Here is an 18401-nt window from a genome sequence, read left to right as displayed (position 1 = left end):
GCCCCACACACCCCTGGCAAGCCGCACCGCCCCGCCTGACGGCCGAGGCCTACTTCACCAACCTCAAGGACGGGGACCGCATCGAGACGCCGTACCTGCTCAAGTTCGGCCTGTCCGGCGGCTGGGGCCTGGCGCCCATCGCGCAGCCTGGCCGGGCCAAGAGCGGGCACCACCACCTGCTGGTCAACCGCGACCTGCCGCTGAACTTCAAGCAGGCACTGCCCTTCAACGACCAGTACATCCACTTCGGCAAAGGCCAGATGGAAACCGTGCTCACCCTGGAGCCCGGCACCTACACCCTGCGCATGCTGCTGGCCGACCAGAACCACCTGCCCCACTTCGTCTACAGCAAGCCCGCCACCATCACGGTGACGAAGAAGAACGCGACCGATCCCAAGACGCTGTCGGTCAAGGGCGTGGCCCTGCAGCTGGAAGGCCCGGTGACCAAGCGGCCGTTCCGCGTGCAGTTCCACACCTCGGCGCTCAACGTGGCCCACCAGTCGCAGAAACTTGCCGAGACCGGGCATTTCCGCCTGACGGTCTCGCCCGCCTCCGGCGCCCCGGCCGTCATGGATTTCGTCGAAGGACAGACCGAGGTCTGGCTCTCGCCGCCGACCGGCAGCTACAGCCTCAAGCTGGAGCTGCTGGACAACATCGCGCCCGGCAAACCCCTCACCGACGCGGCCAGCGCCAGCGTGCGCGTCGTCGAATAAGGCCCTAGCAGCCCAGCTGATCGGCCAGGTGCCCGAAATCGCGGGCGTGCCAGGTGTTGGCCGCCACGGGTGACACGTCCTTGGGCCGCGAGGCGCCGAATTCCAGCGGGCGCTCCACGTAGGCCGTGGCCAGGCCGCAGGCGCGGGCAGCGGCCAGGTCGTCGTGGTGCGCGGCCACCAGCATCACCTGAGCGGGCGGCAAGCGGAACACCTCCGCCGCCCCCAGGTAGGCGCGCGGGTCGGGCTTGTAGGCGCGAAAGACCTCGGCCGACAGCACACAGTCCCAGGGCAGGCCGGCGCGCTTGGCCATGTGGGTGAGCAGGCCGATATTGCCGTTGGACAGCGTGCAGATCGTGTGCCGCGCCTTCAGCCGCTGCAGCCCGGCCACCGCATCGGGCCAGGGGTCGAGCCGGTGCCACACGCGGTTGAGGTGCTCGCGCTCGGCCTCGCTCAGGTGCGACAGGCCGAAGCGCGGCAGCAGTTCTTCCAGCACCATGCGGTGCAGGTCGTCGATCAGCGTCCAGCCCAGCTCGCCCGAACGCACGCGCTGCATGGCAGGCTGGTAGCCCGCGCGCCAGGCGGTGGCGAACGCAGCGGCATCCACCTGCGGGTAGAGCGCCTGCACCTCGCGCACGATGCTGCCGTGCCAGTCGACCACGGTGCCGAAGACATCGAAGACGAGGACGGGGGTGGTGGTGGACAAAGTGGGCATGGTGTTCAGCGTGTTTTGAGGGCCGTGACCTCGATTTCGATTTTCATGCGCGGGTCCAGCAGGCCGGCTGACACCATCATGGCCGCAGGGCGCGCACGGCCCAGGTGCTTGCGCAGCACCGGCCAGCAGGCCTCGAACAGCGAGGCGTCGGGCAGCACGTAGTTGACGCGCACCACGTCGTCCAGGCTCGCACCGGCCTGCTGCAGCGCGGCCTGGATGTTCAGGAAACATTGCTCGGCCTGTTGCACCACGTCGTCCGAGATGCTCATGGTGGCGTAGTCGAAACCGGTGGTGCCCGAGACGAAGACCCAGTCGCCCGCGACCACGGCGCGCGAGTAGCCGATCTGTGCCTCGAAGGGTGAGCCGGAGCTGATGTGCTGTCGTTGCATGGTGTGGGGTTCCCGGTTCAGTTCACGCGCAGGCGCACGCCGTCGGCGCTCGCGGCCCCGACCTCGCCGATCTCGGCCGCCGCGCCGAAGCCGTGGCGGTAGAACACGGCCAGCACATCGGCCACCGCCTCGGGCGCGCAGGCCACGAGCAGGCCGCCGCTGGTCTGCGGGTCGCTCAGCAGCGCCTGGTCCACCGGCTGCAGGCCGGCGCCCAGCCGCACCTCGTGGCCATAGGCCGCCCAGTTGCGCCCCGAGGCGCCGGTGACCATGCCAGCCGAAGCCAGGCCGCGCACCCCTTCGATCAGCGGCACGCGGGCCATGTCCAGGTGCACCGTGGTGGCCGAACCGCGCGCCATCTCCAGCGCATGGCCGGCCAAGCCGAAGCCCGTCACATCGGTGAGCGCGTGCACGCCCTCCAGCGCGGCCAGGTCGGGACCAGCGGTGTTGAGTTTCGTGGTGTGGTCGATCATCTGCGCATAACCGGCGGCCGGCAGCGTGTCCTTCTTGAGCGCGGCCGAGAGCACGCCCACGCCCAGCGGCTTGCCCAGCACCAGGCGGTCGCCCACCCGCGCATCGGCGTTGCGCTTGACGCGCCTGGGGTGCACCAGGCCCAGCGCGACCAGGCCGTAGATCGGTTCAACGGAATCGATGGTGTGACCGCCCGCGATCGGGATGCCGGCCGCCTGGCACACGCTCTGCCCGCCGGCAAGGATGCGGCCAATGGTCTCGGTGGAGAGCACGTTGATCGGCATGCCCACCAGCGCCAGCGCCATGATGGGCGTGCCGCCCATGGCGTACACGTCGCTGATGGCGTTGGTGGCAGCGATGCGCCCGAAGTCGAAGGGGTCGTCGACGATGGGCATGAAGAAATCGGTGGTGGCGATCAGCGCCTGCTCGTCGTTGAGCCGGTAGACCGCCGCGTCGTCGGCGGTCTCGATGCCGACCAGCAGTTCCTTGGGGATGGGCATGGCGCTCGTGCCCTTGAGGATGTCGCTGAGCACGCCGGGCGCGATCTTGCAACCGCAGCCGCCGCCGTGCGAGAGGCTGGTAAGGCGAGGTTCTGCGCGCGGAGATGAGGGAGTGGGAGTGGTCATGCCCGCCATTTTGCGTGCATCTCGCGACACGTGCGGATAGCCGCTTCAACCTTCACCATGCAGCCCAGCACGAAATGCGAGAACCAAATGATGAATATCCAGACTTCTATGACAAGCCAAGGGAATCGTCCGCCTACATCACCGAGAGGAAGTCAATGAAAGCAGCTGTCTTGGGATTTGGAAACGTCGCAGCCGCGACGATCGAGCATTTCATGCGCAATGAGGACCTCATTCGGTCCAAGGTTCGGACACCTATCGAGTTCGTGCAGGTCGCCACACGCACTCCAGCACGTGCCCAAGGGCGGGTGCCACAAGGATGCAGCGTGTCCAACGATTGCTGGGCCGTTGTCAACGATGTGGAAGTGGACGTGGTGCTGGAACTGACGGGCGATGTGGCGCTGGCTCGACAGCTCTTGCTGCAGGCGCTGGCCAATCGCAAGCACGTCATCACCGCCAACAAGGCCTTGCTGGCCAGACATGGCGAAGAGATCCTGCGCAAGGCAGAGGAAGTGGAGCGCAGCGTGCTGTTCGAGGGCGCGGTTGCCGTGTCGATTCCCATCATCAAGACCCTTCGTGAGTCGGCGGCGGCCAACCGCATTTCATCGATCACGGGCATCCTGAACGGTACCTCCAACTATGTGCTGTGGCAGATGAGCGAGCACGGCGTCGACTTCGCCACCGCCATCGCGGATGCCCAGCGCAAGGGGTATGCCGAGGCAGACCCGACCCTCGACGTCAGTGGCGAAGATGCCGCGCACAAACTGACTCTGCTGGCCTCGTTGGGCTTCGGCGTCCCCATCAACTTCGGCGCGGTGGGGTTCCAAGGCATCGAGACCATCGATCAACGGGACATCCAGTTTGCCCAACGCCTGGGTTACCGGATCAAGCTGATCGCACAGGCCAGGATGGCGTCCTCCGGACTCTTCGCCAGCGTGCGACCGACACTGGTCCCGATGAAATCGATGCTGGCTCAGGTGGGTGAAGCCATGAACGGCATCACCCTCCAAGGTGACCTGCTGGGAACGGCCTTCCTGTACGGCTCGGGTGCTGGCGGGCGTCAGACCGCCAGCGCCGTGCTGGCCGATCTGATCGAACTCGCCAACCGCGGAGGTTCTGCGAGCACGGGCGGCGCATTCAACATGGGGTTTCGCCGCAGCCATTTCGCGGCCCATCACGTGCGCTACAGCCGTGAGCATGTAGCCGCGTTCTACATCCGGCTGACACTGGATGGCCAAGCAGGCATGCTGGCCAAAGTCAGCCAAGTGCTGGCGGACACCGATGTCTCAGTCAATGTGTTACTTCAGGACGTTGGGCATGGCGGACAGACCAACTTGATTGCCATCACCCACGAGACCACCAGCCGCCAGCTTCGGGACATGCTGCCCAACCTGCAGGACGCCGCAGGGCCGGGCCACTCGGTGGTCATCTACCCCGTCTTGGGCGAGGTGGATTGACCCCCGCTACGCCGGCGCCCAGAACACACTGAACCACCCGTTGGCGTCCGTCCAGTGCCGGGGCGCACCGAAGCCAGCTTCGCGCAGCAGCGTCTCGAAGTCCTCGGGCGCCCACTTGTACGAGTTCTCGGTGTGCAGGCGCTCGCCGTCGGCGAAACGGCGCTCGCCGCCAGGCCAGTGCACGGTCTGTGCACCCATGGATTGCAGGTGCATCTCGATGCGCGATTCGTCCGCGTTGTACAGCCCCACGTGCTGCCACGCGGCGGGCGCGAAGTCGGCGTCGAGCAACCGGTTGACGTGCCGCAGCAGGTTGCGGTTGAAGGCGGCGGTCACGCCCAGCGCGTCGTCGTAGGCGGGTTCGAGCACGGCGCGCGGCTTGACGCGGTCCACCCCGATCAGCAGGCCACCCCCAGCCCCGCCGGCTTCGCACACCGCGTGCGCCTGGCACAGCAGGGCCAGGGCCTCGTCGGGCTGGAAGTTGCCGATGCTGGAGCCAGGGTAGAACACCACGCGCGGCTGCTGCGCCAGCGCGCGCTCGCTCAGCCAGGTGATCGCATCGTCACCCAGCGCGAAGCGCGTGGAGAAGTCCATGCCCAGGCCGAGCATGGGCAGGTCGGCGTGGCGCTGCTGCAGGGACGCGAGCGTGTCGCGCAGGTAGTCCACCGAGATGTCCACCGGCACATAGGCCGAGGGCTGCAGCAGCGGGAACAGGCGCGCGGCCTTGGCGCAACTGCCCGCGCCCAGATCGACCAGCACCGCGCCCTCGGGCACATGGCGCGCCATGTCGGCACCGTGCTGCGCGAACACGGCGGCCTCGGTGCGCGTGGGGTAGTACTCGGGCAGTTCGGTGATGGCATCGAACAGGCGCGAGCCCAGCGCGTCGTAGAAATACTTGGGCGCGATGCGCGCCGGCGTGCCCAGCAGCCCGGCGATCAGCTCGGGGTGTGTGGCGCCGGGGCGCGGGTGGTGCAGCTGAACGAAATGTGGGGCCTGGTCGATGTATCGCATGAGGGGCTCCTAAGCGCTTCGCGCCAGCCGCAGGCCGCTGAACTGCCAGCGCGCGTCGGTGGGGAAGAAGTTGCGGTAGCTGGCGCGCAGGTGCGACGCCGGCGTGGCGCACGAGCCGCCGCGCAGCACGTACTGGTTGACCATGAATTTGCCGTTGTATTCGCCGACCGCACCCTCGGCAGGCTGGTAGCCGGGGTAGGCGTTGTAGCTGCTGCTGGTCCACTCCCACACGTCACCGTACATCTGCAGCAGGCCGTCCCCGGCGGCGCGCGCGGGCAAGGGATGCAGCGCACCGCCTTCCTGCAGGTTGCCCTGCACGGGCAGCCCAGCCGCCGCGGCCTCCCACTCGGCCTCGGTGGGCAGGCGGGCGCCCTGCCACTCGGTGTGCGTGGCGGCGGCCCAGCGCGCGAAGGCGTCGGCCTCGAAGTGGCTGATGTGCGTGACCGGGGTGTGCGGGTCCAGCGGCGCTTCACCATGCAGCGTGAACACGGTGGGCAAGGCCGCGGAGGCTTGCGGCGGCAGCGTCCAGTACAGCGGCGCGCGCAGGCCCTGGGCGCGCACCCAGTCCCAGCCGGCCGCCAGCCACCAGCGCGGCTCGGTGTAACCGCCGTCCTGCACGAAGGCCCACCACTCGCCGTGCGTCACCTGCCGGTTCATGAGGGCATGCGGTTCGAGCCATTGCCGGTGGCGCGGCAGTTCGTTGTCGAACGCGAAGCCCTCGCCCGCGTGCCCCACCTCAACCAGGCCGCCGGGCTGTTCGACCCAGCGCGGCGCCACCGTGGTCACCGGCACCAGCGGCCAGTGGCGCTGGTAGACCGGGCGCAAGGGGTTGATGGACAGCAGGTGCTTCACGTCGGTGAGCAGCAGTTCCTGGTGCTGCTGTTCGTGGTGCAGGCCGAGTTCGATCAGGCGCAGCGCCTCGTCGCTGCCGGTGTGTTCGATCAGGTGCGCGATGCGCGCGTCCACCTGCTCGCGCCACTGCCACACGGTGGCGAGATCGGGCCGCGTGAGCAGGCCGCGCTGGGGGCGGGAAAACGGTTCGCCCACGCCCTGGTAGTAGCTGTTGAAGAGCACGCGGAACGCGGGGTCGAAGGCCTTGAAGCCGGGCTCGAAACGTTCGAGCACGAAGGTCTCGAAGAACCAGGTGACGTGCGCGAGATGCCATTTGGTCGGGCTGGCATCGGGCATGGACTGGGCCTGGCAGTCCTCGGGCGAGAGCGGCGCGGCCAGCGCGCGGCTGCGTTCGCGCACCGCCGTGTAGTGGCGCGCCAGCCCCGCGCGGTTGGGCAGTGTGTCTGTGGAACGCTGTGGGTCAACCGGTCGGGGCGTGGGGTTCATGGTGTCAGCTTCCGGGCTTGAGCCGCAACAGCTGGCCGTCGCGGTCGTCGGTGAGGAGGTAGATGAAACCGTCCGGGCCCTGGCGCACATCGCGCACGCGCTGGGCCAGTTGCGGCAGCAGTTTTTCTTCGCGCACCACGCGATCGCCGTCCATCACGAGGCGCACGAGGTATTGAAATTTGAGTGAGCCCACCAGCAGGTTGCCCTGCCAGTCCTTGCCGTAGGGGCCGCCTTTCACGAAGGCCATGCCCGAGGGCGCAATGGAGGGCTTCCAGTACAGCAGGGGCTGCTCCATGCCGTCCTTGCTGGTGAGGCCGTCGCCGATCTGGCCGCCGCCGTAGTTCTCGCCGTAGGTGATGACAGGCCAGCCGTAGTTCTTGCCGGCGTCGGTGCGGTTGAGCTCGTCGCCGCCCTGCGGGCCGTGCTCGATGGTCCAGAGGCGGCCGTCGGGTCCGAGCGCCGCGCCCTGCACGTTGCGGTGGCCCAGGCTCCAGATCTCGGGCAAGGCGCCGGCCCGGCCCACGAAGGGGTTGTCGGGGTGGGCACGGCCATCGGGGCGCACGCGCACCACCTTGCCGTGGTGGTTGTCCAGCGTCTGGGCATCGGCCATGCGCTGATAGCGGTCGCCCAGCGCGAGGAACAGGCTGCCGTCGTCGGCCTGCGCGATGCGGCAACCGAAGTGCAGCCGGCTGCTCACCTTGGGTTGCTGGCTGAAGATGACCTTCACGTTCTCCAGCGACCGGGCATCGGCCGAGAGGCGCGCCGAGGCCAGCGCGGTGGAGTTGCGCATGCCCATCGCACCGGGTTCGGCGTAGCAGAAGTGCACCGTGCGGTTGCGCGCGAAATCGCGGTCGGTCACCAGATCGAGCAGGCCGCCCTGCCCCACCGCGTCCACGTCGGGCACGCCCTTCAGGGGCTCACCCACGCGGCCGTCGGCCCCGATCACGCGCATGCGGCCGGGCCGCTCGGTCACCAGCATGCGACCCTCGCCGATGAAGGCCACGGCCCAGGGGTTGTGCAGGCCGCGTGCGACGAGTTCGGTGGTGACGGCGGGGGCTTGCGCATGCACGGCGGGGGCAAGCAGCGTGCCCACGGCGGCGAACAGGGGCAGCAAGGGAGCGGTGAAGGAACGTGTCATGGCGGTGTGGAAGGGATGGCGGAAAAAGAGACGGCAAGGCGGTTGGTGCGCGCGAACCGCTCAGGGTTCCCCGTCAGACCCCCATGGGGCGCACGCCGAACAGCCATGCGTGGGCCCAGAAGACAAAGACGACATAGACCGCGAGCCCGCCGACCAGGGCGATCGCGTCGTTGCCCATGCTGCCGGGCAAGGCGGGCGGGCTGCGCATCAGGCCGGCGGCCGCGCGGCGCTTGACCGAGATGCGGTCGGCCACTGCCCAGGCCAGGAAGCCGCCGAACAGCAGCACGTCGGCCAGCGTGCCGTTGGCCAGCAGGTGGGCCAGCGCCCAGCACTTCACGGCCAGCAGCATGGGGTGTTTGGCCGCGCGCTGGATGCGCCCGGGCAGGTAGGCCGCGAACAGCAGCACGAAGACCGGCAGCATGAGCAGCAGCGCGAGGTGGCGCAGGCCGGCGGGCGGCGTGTAGAGCGTCACCGGGGCCTGGCGCGCCAGGCCGTAGCCCCAGACGATCAGCGCCAGGCCGGCGAAAGAGATCAGCGTGTACACGCCCTTGTAGCCGCCCTCGCCCATGCGCCGCGCCAGCGCGTCACGGCCCGGCGGCGAGACGATGGACACCGAGTGAACGCCCAGGAACAACACCAGGCCGACGATCAACCACGTCATGACAACCCCTTTGGCTGGTGCGGTGCCGGATCCACCGGCACCGCGTTGGCGAAAGGGCACTGTAGCGCCGCTGGCGCTGCGGTCAACCCACCGGGTTGGCGGCGCTGGGCGGCGGACGCCGGTCGGTCGTGACGAGCCAGATGCCGCCGCACACCAGCAGCAAGGCCACGGCGTTGCGCCAGGCCAGGATCTGCTCGCCCAGGAACAGCGCGGAGAGCAGCGCGCCGAACACCGGAATGAGGAAGTTGAACACCGAGACCATGCCGACGCGGTTGTATTTCAGCAGCGCGGCCCACAGCGTGAACGCCACCGCCGAGAGCACGGCCATGTAGAACAGCAGCAAGGCCGGCGCGAGCGACAGGCCGTGCAGCGCACCGCCGAAGGCATGGCCGGCCAGCAGCAGCGCCAGGCCGCCGATGGCGAGCTGGTAGCCGGTCATGACCATGGCGTCGATGCGCTGCGACAGCCGCTTGCCGTAGATGCTGGCGGCCGAGAGCACGAAGGCGGCGATGACGATGAAGCCGTCGCCCAGCAGCGTGAAAGCCGCCTCCAGGCCCTGGCCACCGCCCCGCAGGTTGACCACCATCACGCCCGCGAAACCCACCAGGCAGCCCAGCGCCTTGCGGTGGTCGAGCCGGTCGTTGTGGTAGATGAAATGCGCCAGCAGCACGCTGAAGAAGGTGCCGGTGGCGTTCAGGATGGAGCCCTTGACGCCGGTGGTGTGGGCCAGGCCGACGTAGAAGAACACGTATTGCAGCGAGGTCTGCGTCAGCCCGAGCAAGGCCACGCGGCCCAGGCTGGCGCGCGGTAGCGCGAACACCGGGCGCCCGATCGCGTGCGCGATGCCCAGCAGCAGCACGCCCGCCAGCAGGAAGCGCCAGCCCGCGAACACGAGCTGCGAGGCGGTGTCGTCGCGGCCGATGGCCAGCAGCGCATAGCCGCTCTTGATCGCCGGGTAGGCACTGCCCCACAACAGGCAGCACAGGGTGGCGAGCAAGACCACGTTGCGCGGCCGGCTGAAGAAGGCCGCGCCGCTGGTGCCATGTGTCATGCAGGGGTGTCGGGTTGGGCGCGGCGCAGGCGTTCGCGGCTGTTGGAGAGGTGGAAGCGCATCGCCTGCCGCGCGGCTTCAGGGTCGCGCAGCCGGATCGCGTTGTAGATGCTCTGGTGCTCGCCGTGCACGCGCCGCAGGTAGGCCAGGCGGCCTTCGGGCGCGCTGCTCGCGGTGTTGAGGCGGGTGCGCGGAATGATCATCGTGCCCAGGTAGGTCATGAGGTCGGCGAAGTGGCGGTTGCCGGTGGCGCGCGCCACTTCCATGTGGAACTGGAAGTCCGAGGGCACGGCATCCGAGACGTCGTCGATGGAGGCCTCGAAGGCGGCCAGCGCGGCGGCCATGTTCTGCAGGTGGTGCTCGCCGCGGCGCTGCGCGGCCAGGCTGGCGGCCTCGCTCTCCAGGCTGATGCGCAGTTCCAGCAGCGAGATGACGTCGGCCACGGTGGCGAAGTCCTCGGGCGCGACGCGGAAGTTGTTCTGTTCGGGCGGCGCCATCACGAAGGTGCCGATGCCGTGGCGCGTCTCCACCTGGCCCGAGGCCTGCAGGCGCGAGATGGCCTCGCGCACCACGGTGCGGCTGACCGCGAAGCGGGCCATCAGCTCGGATTCGGTGGGCAGTTTGTCGCCGGTCTGCAGGCGGCCTTCGCGCACGTCGGCGGTCAGCGTGTCGACGATTTCGGGCACCAGGCCGCGCTGGCGGCGGGGGCGCGGTGGCGGCGCTGCCAGCGGCATCGCCTCGTCTCCTAGGGTTTTCACGGGGAGCATTGTTTTTTCCTTGACACGCCATTGTGGCGTTCACACAATTCGCCCAAGTTGTCTGACAACCGACAACAGACAACAAGATGGCCGGACTGTAGCAAACCGCTCGTGAAAGTCCAAGCCCTTCGAGACAAGACCGCACACACCATGGACGCCATCCTCAAGACCCACCACCGCTTGTTGCTCACCGGCGCCGCCGGCGGACTGGGCACCGCACTGCGCGAGCGCCTCAAGCGCAATTGCGAGGTGCTGCGCCTCTCCGACCGCGCCGACCTGGGCAGCGCGAAAGCCGGCGAGGAGATCGCGCTGGCCGACCTGGCCAACGCGGACGAGGTCGATGCCATGGTGCAGGGCTGCGACGCCATCGTTCACCTGGGCGGCATCTCGGTGGAGGCGCCCTTCGCCGCGATCCTGCAGGCCAACATCCTGGGCGCGTACCACCTGTACGAGGCCGCGCGGCGGCACGGCGTCAAGCGCATCGTGTTCGCCAGCTCCAACCACGTGACCGGCTTCTACAAGCAGAGCGAGACCATCCACGCCGACCACCCGGCCCGGCCCGACGGCTTCTACGGCCTGAGCAAGGCCTTCGGCGAAGACCTGGCGCGCCTGTACTTCGACCGCCACGGCATCGAGACCGCCTGCGTGCGCATCGGCTCCTCGTTCCCCGAACCCAAGGACCGCCGCATGCTCGCCACCTGGCTGAGCTTCGACGACCTGCACCGCCTCATCAGCGCCTGCCTGAGCACGCCGGTGCTGGGCCACAGCATCGTGTTCGGCATGTCGGACAACGCCGTGACCTGGTGGGACAACAGCCGCGCTCGCCACGTGGGCTACGTGCCCCGGGACACCTCGGACGTGTTCCGCGAGGCCGTCTTCGCGCGCACCAGCGCACCCGATCTGAACGACCCGGCCGCCATCTACCAGGGCGGCGGCTTCGTCAAGGTCGGCCCGCTGTTCTGAACCTCACGGCACACCCACCATGACCCCGCAGGCCGAACTGGTGCTCGACGCGCGCAACGGCGTGGGCGAAAGCCCGGTGTGGGACGCACAGCGCCAGTCCCTGTTCTGGCTGGACATTCCCGGCCGCGCGCTCTGGCGCTGGAACGCCGCCACCGGCCGCGCGCGCCAGTGGGCCACGCCCGAGATGGCCGGCTGCATCGCGCTGGCCGCGGGCAGCGAAGCCACCCCGCACGGCCGCTGGGTGGCCGCCATGGAAACCGGTGTGGCGGTGCTCACGCCGCAGGACGACGGCACGCTCACCCAGGCGCCGTGCGCGACCGTGCAGCACCCGCAGGGCGGCATGCGCTTCAACGACGGCCGCTGCGACCGCCAGGGCCGGCTGCGTGCCGGCACCATGGTGATGGACATGTCGCTGGCCGCGCCCGCGGGCAGCCTGTACGCCTTCGACGGCAACGCGCTGCGCGCGCTGCAGGGCGGCTTCATCACGCCCAACGGCATGGCCTTCAGCCCCGACGGCAAGACCATGTACCTCTCGGACTCGCACCCCAGCGTGCAAACCATCTGGGCCTACGACTACGACACCGACAGCGGTACGCCGCACCACCCGCGCGCCTGGGTCGACATGAAGGCCCTGCCCGGCCGGCCCGACGGCGCGGCGGTGGACGAGGACGGCGGCTACTGGATCTGCGGCAACGACGCCGGCCTGGTGCACCGGTTTACACCCGACGGCCGACTCGACCGCTCGCTGGCCGTGCCGGTCAAGAAGCCCGCCATGTGCGCCTTCGGCGGCAGCGGGCTCGACACCCTTTTTGTCACCTCCATCCGGCCCGGCGGCGATCTCGCCGATCAGCCGCTGGCCGGTGGCGTTTTTGCACTGCGTCCTGGCGTGAGGGGCCTGGACGAGCCGCACTGCATCGTCTGATGCGGCGGCATGGTTTTCTTCACCTCGACCCAACCACCCAACGGAGACACGAATGAAACTGCAACGCCACCTCTTCGCCCTGGCCGTCGGCCTGCTGGCGCTGTCCACCCAGGCCGCCGAGCTGCGATCGGCCGACGTGCACAACAGCGACGACTACCCCACGGTCGCCGCCGTGCGGCACATGAGCCAGCTGTTGGACCAGCGCAGCGGCGGCAAGTACAAGATCAAGGTCTTCAACAAGAGCGCGCTGGGCTCCGAGAAGGAAACCCTGGACCAGGTGAAGATCGGCGCGCTGGACATGAACCGCGTCAACATCAGCTCGCTCAACGCGATCTGCCCCAAGAGCCTGGTGCCCACCATGCCCTTCCTGTTCCGCTCGACGGAACACATGCGCGCGGTGCTGGACGGCCCGATCGGTGAAGAGATCCTCAAGGGTTGTGAACACCAGGGCCTGGTCGGCCTGGCCTTCTACGACAGCGGCGCGCGCTCGATCTACGCCAAGAAGCCGGTGCGCAGCCTGGCCGACGTCAAGGGCATGAAGATCCGCGTGCAGCAGTCCGACCTGTGGGTGGCCGTGGCCACCGCCATGGGCGCCAACGCCACGCCCATGGCCACCGCCGAGGTCTACACCGGCCTGAAGACCGGCGTGATCGACGCCGCAGAGAACAACGAACCTTCCTACGAAGGCTTCAAGCACTACGAAGCGGTGAAGGTGTACTCGTACACCCAGCACTCGATGGCGCCCGAGATGCTGGTCATCTCCAAGGCCGTGTTCGACAAGATGTCGCCCGCCGACCAGGCGCTGTTCCGCGCCGCCGCGAAAGAGTCGGTGACCTTCCAGCGCCAGAAGTGGGACGAACAGACTGCCAAGGCGATCGACATCGTCACCAAGGCCGGTTCCGAGATGGTCAAGGACGTGAACAAGGCCGAGTTCCAGACCGCCATGAAGCCGGTGTACGACAAGTTCATGACCACGCCGGACCTGCAGCGCCTCGTGAAAGCCGTGCAGGACGCCAAGTAAGCCTGCACCCCCATCGCCCACGCGGTCGCCGACCGCGTGGGTCGGTTCATTTCCCGTTTCCCGGATGTGCCCATGACCGCACCGCTGCCCGTCGACCCCGCCTTCCACCGTCTGCCCGCCAACCTCTGGCTCAACCGCCTGTGCGCGCGCCTGAGCAAGGCCTGCCTGGTGCTGGCCATCGTGGGCCTGATCGTGCTGATCCTGTCGGTGCAGACCCAGGTGGTCGGTCGTTACGTGTTCAACGACACCCCGACCTGGACCGAGGCCCTGGCGCTGCAGCTGGTGCTCTACATCACCGCCCTGGGTGTGGCGGTGGGCGTGCGCGACGCCGGCCACATCGGCCTGGAGTCGCTGGTCTCGCTGCTGCCCGAGTGGATGCGCCTGAAGGTGGAAATTCTGATCCACGCACTGGTCGCACTCTTCGGCGCCATCATGACCTGGAGCGGCTGGATCTGGACGAAGCTCAAGTGGGACGAACTCGATCCCATGCTGGGCCTGCCCGCCGGCCTGGACTACCTGGCCCTCGTGATCGCGGGGGTGCTCATTGTGCTGTTCTCCTTCGAGCACATCGTCGCGCTGCTGCGCGATGAAGAAGTGGTGCCGGCCTGGCACTGACGCCTTTCCCTGACCCCTACACGAAATACCCATCATGGAATTGGCTGTCCTCTCCGTCACCTTCCTCGTCCTGCTGCTGATCGGCGTGCCGGTGGCGTTCTCCATCGGCCTCGCGTCGGTCGCCACCGTGCTCTATGCGGGCGTGCCGGTGCCCATCGTCTTCCAGAAGATGGTCGGCGGCATGCAGGTCTTCTCCTTCATGGCCATCCCCTTCTTCGTGTTCGCCGGCGAGCTCATGCTCTACGGCGGCATCGCCGACCGCATCGTGCGCTTCGCCAACAGCCTGGTGGGCCATGTGCGCGGCGGCCTGGGCATGAGCAACGTGGTGGGTTGCACGCTGTTCGGCGGCGTGGCCGGCTCGGCGCTGGCCGACGTCTCCGCCATGGGCTCGGTGATGATCCCGCTGATGAAGAAGGAGGGGTACGACGCCGACTACGCGGTCAACGTCACCACCCACGCCGCGCTGGTCGGCGTGCTCATGCCGACCTCGCACAACCTGATCATCTTCACCCTGGCCACCACCGGCATCGCCTCGGTCAGCGTGCTCAACCTGATCCTCGCCGCCATCGTGCCGGCGGTGCTGCTCACGGTGTGCAACCTGGCCGCTGCCTACTACGTGGCGGTCAAGCGCGGCTACCCCACGCGCGGCAAGTTCCCGGGCTGGGGCGAGGTGCTGTCGGCCTGGCTGGGCGCGTTGCCAGGTCTGCTGATCGTGGTCATCATCCTCGTGGGCATCCTCTCCGGCGTGTTCACTGCCGCCGAGTCGGCGGCCACCGCCGTGCTGTGGGCACTGGTGGTGACCGTGCTGGTCTACCGCTCGCTGTCCTGGAAGGACTTCCTCAAGGCCTGCGCCAAGGCCAGCAAGACGACCGGCGTGGTGCTGCTGCTGATCGGCATCTCGTCGGCCTTCGGCTACTTCATGGCGCTGTACGAAGTGCCGCAGAAGACCGGCGAGCTGATGACCTCGGTGTCCGACAACCCGTGGGTCATCTTCCTGATGATCAACATCCTGCTGTTCATCCTGGGCACCTTCCTCGACATGGCCGCCACCATCCTGGTGTGCACGCCGATCTTCCTGCCCATCGCCATGCACTTCGGCATGGACCCCGCGCAATTCGGCATCGTCATGCTGATCAACTGCGCGCTCGGCCTGAACACGCCGCCGGTGGGCGTGACCCAGTTCGTCGGCTGTGCGATCGGGGGCATATCGGTCGGGCAGGTGATGCGCTCCATCCTGCCCTTCTACGGCGCGCTCACCGTGTGTCTGATGCTGGTGACCTACGTGCCCGCTTTCTCGCTGTGGCTGCCCAGCGTGTTCGCCAAGTAAGCCACCGACGCCCACGGCCATGACCTCGCACGCCATCCGCCATGTGCGCGTGACGCCCATCGCGTTCCGCGATCCGCCGCTGCTCAATGCCGCCGGCATCCACGAGCCCTGGGCCCTGCGCTCGATCATCGAGATCGAAACCGACTCGGGCCTGGTCGGCATCAACGAGAGCTACGGCGACCAGCCCATGCTCGACGCAATGGCCAAGGCCGCGCCAGCGCTCACGGGCCTGTCGCCCTGGGCGCTCAACGAGATGGAGGTGCGCGTGGCCGCGCTGGTCACACCCAAGGCCACCATCTCGGAGTTCCTGGGCACCCAGGTGTCGCTGGCGCCGGGCACCCACGTCTCCAAGACCGTGGCCAAGGTGGTCAGCGCCTTCGAGGTGGCGATGATGGACCTGCAGGGCCAGCTCGCCCAGGCGCCGGTGGTGGACCTGCTGGGCGGCGCCGCGCGCGCGGCCGTGCCATTCAGCGCCTACCTGTTCTACAAGCACGCCGAACACATCGACCGCCCCTATGCCGCCGACCCCTGGGGCGAGGCGCTCACGCCCGAGCAGCTGGTGGCGCAGGCGCGCCGCATGATCGGTGAGCACGGTTTCCAGAGCATCAAGCTCAAGGCCGGCGCCCTGCCGCCCGATCAGGAAGCCGAGGGCATCCTGGCGCTGGCGCGGGCCTTCCCTGGCGCGCCCTTGCGCATCGACCCCAACGGCAACTGGACGGTGGCCACCAGCCTGAGCGTGCTCGATCGCCTGCGCGGCGTGCTGGAGTACTACGAAGACCCGGCCCCCGGTCTGGACGGCATGGCCGCCGTCGCGAAAGCCAGCGATGTGCCACTCGCCACCAACATGGTCGTGACCGACTTCGACGAGTTCCGCCGCAACGCCGAGCGGGGCTGCCCGGTGAAGATCGTGCTCAGCGACCACCACTACTGGGGCGGTCTGCGCGCGACCCAGCGCCTCTCGACGATGTGCCAGACCTTCGGCCTGGGCCTGTCGATGCACTCCAACTCGCACCTGGGCATCAGCCTGGTGGCCATGACCCACCTGGCCGCCTCGGTGCCCCTCCTCTCGTACGCCTGCGACACCCACTACCCGTGGCAGGACGACGAGGTGATCGCCGGCGGGCGCCTGCGTTTCGAGGCCGGCGCCCTGAACGTGCCAACCACCCCTGGGCTGGGCGTGACGCTCGACCGCGAGGCGCTCGCCCGCCTGCACGACAACTACCGGCACTGCGGCATCCGCAACCGCAACGACCTGGCTCAGATGCAAAAGATCGATCCGGGCTTCACCGGCCAGCAACCGCGCTTCTGAACCGCTTCCACCGCGACCACGAAAGGGAACACCATGTCACTGAACCGCAGACAGCTGCTGGCGTCGTCCGCCGCCGCCATCGCCACCGCGGGCCTGCCCGCGCACGCGCAGAGCTTTCCGAACAAGCCGCTGAAGATCATCGTGCCCTACCCGCCGGGCGGCTCGTCGGACATCATCGCGCGCGCCATCAGCCAGCCGCTCTCCGACAGCCTGGGCCAGCCGGTCATCGTGGAAAACCGGCCCGGCGCCAACGGCAACCTGGGGGCCGACCTGGTGGCGAAATCCGCGCCCGACGGCCACACCGTGCTGCTGTGCGACGTGGGCGCGCTGGCCATCAGCCCGGCGGTCTACACCAAGCTCTCGTTCGATCCGGGCAAGGACCTGCGCGGCGTGACCATGCTGGCGTACTCCCCGCACATGCTGGCCGTGCATCCCTCGGTAAAAGCCAACAACCTCAAGGAGCTGGTGGCCCTGTCCAAGACCACCGACCTGAACTTCGCGGTGACGGCCGTGGGCAGCGCACCGCACGTGGCCGGCGTGGCCGTGGAGCGCGCCACCGGCGCCAAGTGGACCTACGTGCCCTACAAGGGCGGCTCGCAGGCCGTGACCGACACGGTGGCCGGCCAGACCCAGGTGATCATGAACGGCATGCTGGCCACGCTGCCGCACGTGCAGAGCGGCCGGCTCAAGGTGCTGGGCATCTCCAAGAAGACGCGCATGCCGCTGGTGGGCGAAGTGCCGACGCTGGCCGAACAGGGTGTCAAGGACTTCGAGTCCGGCACCTGGCAAGGGGTGCTGGTCGCCAACGGCACACCGCCCGCGCTCATCGCGCGCCTGAACGCCGAGCTGATCAAGGCCATCCGCAGCCCCGATGTGCGCGCCCGGCTGACCGGCCAGGGTGCCGAGGTGGTGACCATGCAGTCGGCCGAGCAGGACCGCTTCTTCGACGCCGAGCGCAAGCGCTGGGGCGCGGTGGTCGCCGAGGCCAACATCAAACTGGACTGAGCCCGCCCGTGAACCCTCAGGAACTCAAATCCATCGTCGGCAGCGGCCTGCTGTCGTTCCCGGTGACCGACTTCGACGCGCAAGGCGATTTCGACCCGAAGGGCTATGCCGCGCGCCTGGAGTGGCTCGCGCCCTACGGGGCCAGCGCCCTGTTCGCGGCCGGGGGCACGGGCGAGTACTTCTCGCTCTCGGGCACCGAGTACAGCGAGGTGGTCCGCACGGCGGTGACCACCTGCCGGGGCAAGGTGCCCATCATCGCCGGCGCCGGCGGGCCCACCCGCACCGCCGTCGCCCACGCGCAGGAGGCCGAGCGCCAGGGCGCGCACGGCGTGCTGCTGCTGCCACACTACCTCACCGAAGCCGGCCAGGCCGGCCTGATGGCCCACGTGGAGCAGGTCTGCAAGAGCGTGAACTTCGGCGTGATCGTCTACAACCGCAACGTCTGCAAACTCACGCCCGAGTCGCTGGCCACCCTGGCCGATCGCTGCCCCAACCTGATCGGCTTCAAGGACGGCATCGGCGACATCGAGCTCATGATGTCCATCCACCTGAAGATGGGCGAGCGCTTCTCCTACCTGGGTGGCCTGCCCACGGCCGAGGTGTATGCCGCGGCCTACAAGGCGCTGGGCACGCCGGTGTACTCGTCGGCGGTGTTCAACTTCATCCCGAAGACGGCCATGGCCTTCTATGAGGCGGTGCGCAGCGACGACCACGCCACGCAGCACCGCTTGCTGAAGTCCTTCTTCATGCCCTACCTCGACATCCGCAACCAGGGCCCGGGCTACGCGGTGAGCATCGTGAAGGCCGGTGCGCAACTGGTGGGCCATGGCGCCGGCCCGGTGCGCGCGCCGCTCACCGACCTCCGGCCGGCCGAGCGGGAGCGCCTGGGCGAGCTGATTCACGCGCTCGGCCCACAATAGGGC

At 68.4% G+C, this 18401-nt stretch carries 19 protein-coding genes; 10 read left to right on the top strand and 9 right to left on the bottom strand.

Translation table 11 applies throughout. The features are described from left to right. On the top strand, positions 1-713 hold a 713-nt coding region (locus AC07ZS_RS14525; protein ID WP_494799247.1), incomplete at its 5' end, for a DUF4399 domain-containing protein. Positions 714-717: 4 nt separating this feature from the next. Here the strand turns inward: AC07ZS_RS14525 and AC07ZS_RS14520 are convergent. Genes AC07ZS_RS14520 through selD form a run of 3 tightly spaced genes read right to left on the bottom strand, consistent with a single transcriptional unit; the run spans position 718 to position 2908 of the window. Next, positions 718-1425 carry a haloacid dehalogenase type II gene (locus AC07ZS_RS14520; RefSeq protein WP_494799246.1) on the bottom strand — a complete coding sequence of 236 codons (708 nt, stop codon included), beginning with the start codon at positions 1423-1425 and terminating at the stop codon, positions 718-720. 5 nt (positions 1426-1430) lie between these two features. Further along, positions 1431-1814: a RidA family protein gene (locus AC07ZS_RS14515; RefSeq protein ID WP_494799245.1), complete on the bottom strand. Its 384-nt coding sequence runs from the start codon at positions 1812-1814 to the stop codon at positions 1431-1433. A gap of 17 nt (positions 1815-1831) precedes the next feature. Then, on the bottom strand, positions 1832-2908 hold the full coding sequence (gene selD, locus AC07ZS_RS14510) for a selenide, water dikinase SelD (RefSeq protein WP_494799244.1): 1077 nt from the start codon (positions 2906-2908) through the stop codon (positions 1832-1834). A gap of 155 nt (positions 2909-3063) precedes the next feature. On the opposite strand from selD, the gene AC07ZS_RS14505 reads away from it, so the two are divergent. Next, complete coding sequence (locus tag AC07ZS_RS14505) at positions 3064-4362, top strand: homoserine dehydrogenase (RefSeq protein ID WP_494799243.1); 1299 nt, start codon at positions 3064-3066, stop codon at positions 4360-4362. 6 nt (positions 4363-4368) lie between these two features. Here the strand turns inward: AC07ZS_RS14505 and egtD are convergent, their stop codons facing one another. From egtD to AC07ZS_RS14475, 6 genes are all read right to left on the bottom strand, one after another. After that, positions 4369-5370 (bottom strand): L-histidine N(alpha)-methyltransferase, encoded by a 1002-nt coding sequence (gene egtD / locus AC07ZS_RS14500; protein ID WP_494799242.1) that lies wholly within the window; start codon positions 5368-5370, stop codon positions 4369-4371. 9 nt (positions 5371-5379) lie between these two features. Next, a complete protein-coding gene (egtB, locus tag AC07ZS_RS14495; protein WP_494799241.1) occupies positions 5380-6708 on the bottom strand; it encodes an ergothioneine biosynthesis protein EgtB in 1329 nt (442 codons plus the stop codon). A gap of 4 nt (positions 6709-6712) precedes the next feature. After that, positions 6713-7846 (bottom strand): PQQ-dependent sugar dehydrogenase, encoded by a 1134-nt coding sequence (locus tag AC07ZS_RS14490; protein ID WP_494799240.1) that lies wholly within the window; start codon positions 7844-7846, stop codon positions 6713-6715. Between the two features lie 73 nt (positions 7847-7919). Next, the gene (locus AC07ZS_RS14485; RefSeq protein WP_494799239.1) at positions 7920-8507 is read right to left on the bottom strand and encodes an NnrU family protein; all 588 of its coding nucleotides are present in this window, start codon (positions 8505-8507) and stop codon (positions 7920-7922) included. Positions 8508-8589: 82 nt separating this feature from the next. Then, positions 8590-9558, bottom strand: a complete 969-nt coding sequence (locus AC07ZS_RS14480; RefSeq protein WP_494799238.1) for a DMT family transporter — start codon at positions 9556-9558, stop codon at positions 8590-8592. After that, a complete protein-coding gene (locus AC07ZS_RS14475) occupies positions 9555-10325 on the bottom strand; it encodes a FadR/GntR family transcriptional regulator (RefSeq protein WP_494799237.1) in 771 nt (256 codons plus the stop codon). Before AC07ZS_RS14475 ends, AC07ZS_RS14480 begins: the two co-directional genes overlap by 4 nt. Positions 10326-10466: 141 nt before the next feature. Here AC07ZS_RS14475 and AC07ZS_RS14470 point away from each other — a divergent pair, with 141 nt between their 5' ends. The 8 genes from AC07ZS_RS14470 (at position 10467) to kdgD (ending at position 18398) form a co-directional block, all read left to right on the top strand. Then, positions 10467-11279, top strand: a complete 813-nt coding sequence (locus AC07ZS_RS14470; protein WP_494799236.1) for an NAD-dependent epimerase/dehydratase family protein — start codon at positions 10467-10469, stop codon at positions 11277-11279. Positions 11280-11298: 19 nt separating this feature from the next. Continuing rightward, entirely contained in the window at positions 11299-12201 is a 903-nt protein-coding gene (locus AC07ZS_RS14465; RefSeq protein WP_494799235.1) for an SMP-30/gluconolactonase/LRE family protein, read from the top strand. 52 nt (positions 12202-12253) lie between these two features. Continuing rightward, positions 12254-13222 (top strand): TRAP transporter substrate-binding protein, encoded by a 969-nt coding sequence (locus AC07ZS_RS14460; protein WP_494799234.1) that lies wholly within the window; start codon positions 12254-12256, stop codon positions 13220-13222. 72 nt (positions 13223-13294) lie between these two features. Continuing rightward, positions 13295-13837 (top strand): TRAP transporter small permease, encoded by a 543-nt coding sequence (locus AC07ZS_RS14455; protein WP_494799233.1) that lies wholly within the window; start codon positions 13295-13297, stop codon positions 13835-13837. Positions 13838-13871: 34 nt separating this feature from the next. Then, positions 13872-15164, top strand: coding sequence for a TRAP transporter large permease (locus AC07ZS_RS14450; RefSeq protein ID WP_494799232.1), 1293 nt, complete (start codon positions 13872-13874; stop codon positions 15162-15164). 19 nt (positions 15165-15183) lie between these two features. Beyond that, positions 15184-16473 carry a glucarate dehydratase family protein gene (locus tag AC07ZS_RS14445; RefSeq protein WP_494799231.1) on the top strand — a complete coding sequence of 430 codons (1290 nt, stop codon included), beginning with the start codon at positions 15184-15186 and terminating at the stop codon, positions 16471-16473. A gap of 33 nt (positions 16474-16506) precedes the next feature. Next, entirely contained in the window at positions 16507-17478 is a 972-nt protein-coding gene (locus AC07ZS_RS14440; protein ID WP_494799230.1) for a Bug family tripartite tricarboxylate transporter substrate binding protein, read from the top strand. Between the two features lie 8 nt (positions 17479-17486). After that, positions 17487-18398: a 5-dehydro-4-deoxyglucarate dehydratase gene (gene kdgD / locus AC07ZS_RS14435; protein ID WP_494799229.1), complete on the top strand. Its 912-nt coding sequence runs from the start codon at positions 17487-17489 to the stop codon at positions 18396-18398. Positions 18399-18401: the final 3 nt, after the last annotated feature.

It is taken from the genome of Hydrogenophaga sp. GW456-12-10-14-TSB4, from assembly GCF_059424305.1.
This window is presented reverse-complemented; position numbering and strand designations above follow the sequence as displayed.

What these genes read in the sequence shown, in the direction of transcription:
- AC07ZS_RS14515 (WP_494799245.1), bottom strand. Translation starts at nt 1,814, where the DNA reads ATGCAACGACAGCACATCAGCTCCGGCTCACCCTTCGAGGCACAGATC.
- AC07ZS_RS14450 (WP_494799232.1), top strand. Translation starts at nt 13,872, where the DNA reads ATGGAATTGGCTGTCCTCTCCGTCACCTTCCTCGTCCTGCTGCTGATC.
- AC07ZS_RS14480 (WP_494799238.1), bottom strand. Translation starts at nt 9,558, where the DNA reads ATGACACATGGCACCAGCGGCGCGGCCTTCTTCAGCCGGCCGCGCAAC.
- AC07ZS_RS14460 (WP_494799234.1), top strand. Translation starts at nt 12,254, where the DNA reads ATGAAACTGCAACGCCACCTCTTCGCCCTGGCCGTCGGCCTGCTGGCG.
- AC07ZS_RS14490 (WP_494799240.1), bottom strand. Translation starts at nt 7,846, where the DNA reads ATGACACGTTCCTTCACCGCTCCCTTGCTGCCCCTGTTCGCCGCCGTG.
- selD (WP_494799244.1), bottom strand. Translation starts at nt 2,908, where the DNA reads ATGACCACTCCCACTCCCTCATCTCCGCGCGCAGAACCTCGCCTTACC.
- egtB (WP_494799241.1), bottom strand. Translation starts at nt 6,708, where the DNA reads ATGAACCCCACGCCCCGACCGGTTGACCCACAGCGTTCCACAGACACA.
- AC07ZS_RS14520 (WP_494799246.1), bottom strand. Translation starts at nt 1,425, where the DNA reads ATGCCCACTTTGTCCACCACCACCCCCGTCCTCGTCTTCGATGTCTTC.
- AC07ZS_RS14475 (WP_494799237.1), bottom strand. Translation starts at nt 10,325, where the DNA reads ATGCTCCCCGTGAAAACCCTAGGAGACGAGGCGATGCCGCTGGCAGCG.
- AC07ZS_RS14440 (WP_494799230.1), top strand. Translation starts at nt 16,507, where the DNA reads ATGTCACTGAACCGCAGACAGCTGCTGGCGTCGTCCGCCGCCGCCATC.
- AC07ZS_RS14445 (WP_494799231.1), top strand. Translation starts at nt 15,184, where the DNA reads ATGACCTCGCACGCCATCCGCCATGTGCGCGTGACGCCCATCGCGTTC.
- AC07ZS_RS14505 (WP_494799243.1), top strand. Translation starts at nt 3,064, where the DNA reads ATGAAAGCAGCTGTCTTGGGATTTGGAAACGTCGCAGCCGCGACGATC.
- egtD (WP_494799242.1), bottom strand. Translation starts at nt 5,370, where the DNA reads ATGCGATACATCGACCAGGCCCCACATTTCGTTCAGCTGCACCACCCG.
- AC07ZS_RS14465 (WP_494799235.1), top strand. Translation starts at nt 11,299, where the DNA reads ATGACCCCGCAGGCCGAACTGGTGCTCGACGCGCGCAACGGCGTGGGC.
- AC07ZS_RS14455 (WP_494799233.1), top strand. Translation starts at nt 13,295, where the DNA reads ATGACCGCACCGCTGCCCGTCGACCCCGCCTTCCACCGTCTGCCCGCC.
- AC07ZS_RS14470 (WP_494799236.1), top strand. Translation starts at nt 10,467, where the DNA reads ATGGACGCCATCCTCAAGACCCACCACCGCTTGTTGCTCACCGGCGCC.
- AC07ZS_RS14485 (WP_494799239.1), bottom strand. Translation starts at nt 8,507, where the DNA reads ATGACGTGGTTGATCGTCGGCCTGGTGTTGTTCCTGGGCGTTCACTCG.